4 protein-coding genes are annotated in these 3,908 nt (G+C 60.4%); all 4 read right to left on the reverse strand.

The window, feature by feature from the left end; all coding sequences use genetic code 11:
• The coding region (locus tag EN884_RS28675; RefSeq protein WP_164895202.1) for an ABC transporter permease at window positions 1–819 on the reverse strand (819 nt) is incomplete at its 3' end.
• The gene (locus EN884_RS28680; RefSeq protein ID WP_024505179.1) at window positions 816–2,399 is read right to left on the reverse strand and encodes a sugar ABC transporter ATP-binding protein; all 1,584 of its coding nucleotides are present in this window, start codon (window positions 2,397–2,399) and stop codon (window positions 816–818) included. The genes EN884_RS28680 and EN884_RS28675, both read right to left, overlap by 4 nt.
• Before the next feature lie 65 nt (window positions 2,400–2,464).
• Window positions 2,465–3,607 (reverse strand): substrate-binding domain-containing protein, encoded by a 1,143-nt coding sequence (locus tag EN884_RS28685; RefSeq protein ID WP_063170570.1) that lies wholly within the window; start codon window positions 3,605–3,607, stop codon window positions 2,465–2,467.
• Between the two features lie 76 nt (window positions 3,608–3,683).
• Window positions 3,684–3,908: aldehyde dehydrogenase family protein (locus EN884_RS28690; protein WP_127386690.1), on the reverse strand; the 225-nt coding region annotated here is incomplete at its 5' end.

Raw genomic sequence — 3,908 nt, forward strand, 5'->3', positions numbered from 1 at the left:
ACCGACGATTGATCCATAACCGCCAAAGAGACTTGTCCCGCCTATGATCACGGCCGCGATCACGTCCAGTTCAAGACCCGCTCCCAGGCTGGGATTGCCAGCCGTGGAGCGGGCCGCGAGCATCAGGCCCGCAAGGGACGCGGTCATGCCGGATATCGCAAAGGCGAAGATTTTGACGCCGTCCGTTCGCACACCGGAAAAGCGCGCGGCAACAGCATTTCCACCGGTCGCATAAACACGCCTGCCGTAGGGCATTTGATGCAGCAGGTAGTAGCCGACGGCCGTAAGGACGATCGTCCACCAGATCGGTGCCTGCATGCCCAGAAAACTGCCGTTCCAGAACAGGTTCGAAAAATCATCATCGACGATCGACACGGGCCGGGTGCCGGTGATGGTCAGTGCCAGTCCGGAAAAGATGGACAACATCCCAAGCGTTACGAGAAACGATGGAATGCGCAGTTTTGTAACAAGCACGCCCGACACCGCGCCGATCGAGGCCCCGGCGCCCAACACCAGAAGGGCGGCGACATAGGCCGGGACACTTTGATCGAGCAGCAACGCTCCGATCATACCTGAAAAGCTGGCAACCGAACCGACCGACAGGTCGATTTCACCGCAGATGATGACGAACGTCATGCCGATCGCCATCACGGAAACGATGGCTGTGATACGCAGAACGGCGCTTGCGGTTGAGACTGACGCGAAGTGGGGGGCGAACAAGACGAAATAGAGGGTGATCGCCAGGAAGATCACATAGGTGATGTGATCGCGGAAAAAATTCATCGCACTAGCGCGCATCGGCATCGAGGACGATTTCATGCTGCAACTCCCTGAGCGTGTACGCTGGTTTGTCTGGCGGCCTCGGCCTGCAGCAACGCGCGAAGCCCGGTCTCGTCGTGCGCGCTGCCCATGCTGCGCGTTATCCGCCCCTGCGCCATCACCAGAATGCGATCGGACAAATCCAGGAGTTCTTCGAGTTCCGAAGAAATGAGCAGCACGGCGACGCCATCGCCCGCCGTGCGGCGCACAAGCTCGCGCATATCGCGCTTGGCATTGACGTCCACGCCGGAAGTTGGCTCATCGAGGATCAACAGCTTCGGCTTCATTGCCAGCCATTTTGCGAAGACGATCTTTTGCTGATTGCCGCCTGAAAGCTCCTGGGCTTTCTGTAAGGGGCCGCGGCACAGGATGTTGAGGTCGTCGCGGTATTGTCTGAACAGAGCCGCTATCCGCGCCTTCGCCATCGGCCCAAGGGGACCCGCGAGCGAGAAATCGGAAAGCCGGGGAAGCGCAAGATTCTCCTCGATTGAGCGCCCGCCAACAAGCCCTTCGAGCCGACGGTCTTCGGGAACAAGCGCGACACCAGCAGCGATCGCTCTGCTTACGCTGCCCGGCCGAACGGGTTCGCCTGCGACACTGATGTGGCCGGATACGTCTGGAAGGATGCCGAACAAAGCCTTGCCCAAGGTCGAGCGGCCGCTGCCGACAAGCCCGGCAAGGCCGACGATCTCGCCTGGATCGATCGAGAACGATATGTCGGACAGCTTGCGCGACGTGGCTAGATCGCGGACCTCAAGAGCCGGCGCCCCGATCGACGTTGCCGGGTGGCGTTTCGCGGACACTGTGGCGGTCGGCAAAGGCGCGTCGCCCCTCGGCCGCGACATCATCGCAGCGATATCCTCGATGGATGTCTTGCTCGGATCAAGTGGGCCAACCAGTCGGCCATCTTTGATGATCGAGATGCGATCCGAAAGCCGCAGCACATCGGCCATGCGGTGGCTGATGTAAACGATACCGATTCCGCCCTGCTTGAGCTGACCGATGGTCCGAAAAAGCGTTTCTTCCTCGTGGATGGTCAGTGATGAAGTCGGCTCGTCCATGACGAGCAGCTTGGCGCCCCGCGAGATCGCCTTGAGGATCTCGACCATCTGGCGTTGGGCGAAGGCCAGATCGCCCACACGCGCGGAAGCATCAAGCGAGAAGGCGTACCGCTCGATCAGAGCCTGGGCATCGCGAACCATTGTTCTGGTGTCGACGCGCATGCCGAAGGCGAGTGGCTCGCGAAGGATGAACAGATTTTCGGCAACCGAGCGGTTCGGCAAGACGCTCAGTTCCTGGAAGATCATTGCAATACCGCGGTCGATCCTGTCGCGAAGCGACAAGGCCGTGACGTCCTCTCCGGCGAACAGAATGCGGCCTTCATCCGTTCGATAGGCTCCCATGAGAATCTTCATGAGCGTCGATTTGCCCGCACCGTTCTCGCCGAGCAGCGCGTGCGTTTCACCGGCCATGACCTCGAACGAAATATCAGACAGCACGCGGTTTGCGCCAAACGACTTGCTGATGCGTTGCATCGCTACGATCGCGTTGTGGGACGGTGACGTTTTCGCTTCGGCCATGACGATTTTCTCGATCGCTAGGGGAGCGTCGGCGGCCTGTTGGAGCCCGCCGACGAAAAAGTGGGCTAGAAGCACTCGCCGTTGCAGATTTTTACCACCGAGGCCGGAGCATCTTCCTTGGTGACCTGCTTGAGGGCACTGAGAAGGTCGAGCTTCTTGACACGCAACGTCGGCACCGAAATGTATGGCGGGACGTCATGTCCAAGCAATGCAAGCGCGGCCGCCTTGGCCTCGGCGACGCCCTGGTCGTAGGGACGCTGCGCGCCTACGGCCAGAAATTCGCCGCGTGCAACGTTCAGCGCGCTGTCAGCGGCAATGTCATTCGTGGTGACGACGATATCGCGGCCGAGTGTCTTCGCCGCGGCCACGACTTGCTGGGCGGGCGTGTCCCAGGCAACGAAGATGCCCTTCATGTCGGGATGCGCCGTCAACATTGCGGTGGCAACCTCGTAAGCCTTCTCGGGGGCTGTGAAGGTGCCGACATCCGCGACCTTGATGTCGGGATGTTCGCCGAACGCCTTCAAGGCACCGACCTTTCGGGCTGCGACGGAGTAGTAATAGTCATAAACCAGCGTGATGATGCCGACCTCGCCCTTGCCGCCAATCGCCCCGACAAGTTCCTGCGCGGCGAAGTAGGCGTTCTTTTCATTGTCGGAGGCGACAACGGTCACATAATCCTTGCCGGGCGCCATATCGACCGGGACGTTGTCCATGAAAACCAGCTTGATGCCGGCGGCCGTCGCCTTCTTGTAGGCTTCGGACTCAGACTTCGGATCGATCGGGATCGAGAAGATCACGTCGGGCTTACGGGCGATCATCTGCTCCAGATCGCTGATTTGCTGACCGGGCTGGAACTTGGCGTCGGTGGTTCCAACAATTTCGATACCAAGATCCTTGAGTGTGTTGCTGATTCCGGCAACCTGCAACTGAGGCCAGCCCGCATCCATTGTGTGCATCACCAGTCCAGCGGTAAACTTGCCCGCCTTGAGCTTGGCAAGATCCTCATCGGAGAATTTCAGCACGTCCGGCGACACCGCCGGCGGACCATCCGGGAAGCCTGGGACGGGTTGGCCCCTCGGCGACAGGGGCAGCGGCTCGAGCAGAGCTTTTGCTTCCGGTGGGATGGTGTCATCGGCGAGAGCCGACGATGCGGCCAGTCCCGATAGCGCCAAGGCCAAGGCGGCCGCCATAAATCCACGATAGTACATTTCATTCCTCCCGATCATATGAAACGGCCGTAGCGGCCGGGTGGCGACCTGGCTGGTCGTACTGGTTGGGCGCTGTTCAGCGCCCGTAAGGCATCAATGCCGCCGTGGCGGCACCCGAATAGTTCACGTAGACCGTCTTCTTGCGCATGTAGCTCTCGAGCCCATGCACGCCGTCGTCGCCGCCCAGTCCGCTTTCGCGGAAGCCGACATGGAAACCCTGCAGCATTTCCGGTCCGATCCGGTTCACGTAGATCTCGCCGAACGAAACCTCGTTGACGGCGTTCATGACGCGGCCCAGATC

The sequence above is a fragment of the Mesorhizobium sp. M7A.F.Ca.AU.001.01.1.1 genome (assembly GCF_004022735.1).
In the GTDB taxonomy this organism is placed as follows: domain Bacteria; phylum Pseudomonadota; class Alphaproteobacteria; order Rhizobiales; family Rhizobiaceae; genus Mesorhizobium; species Mesorhizobium ciceri.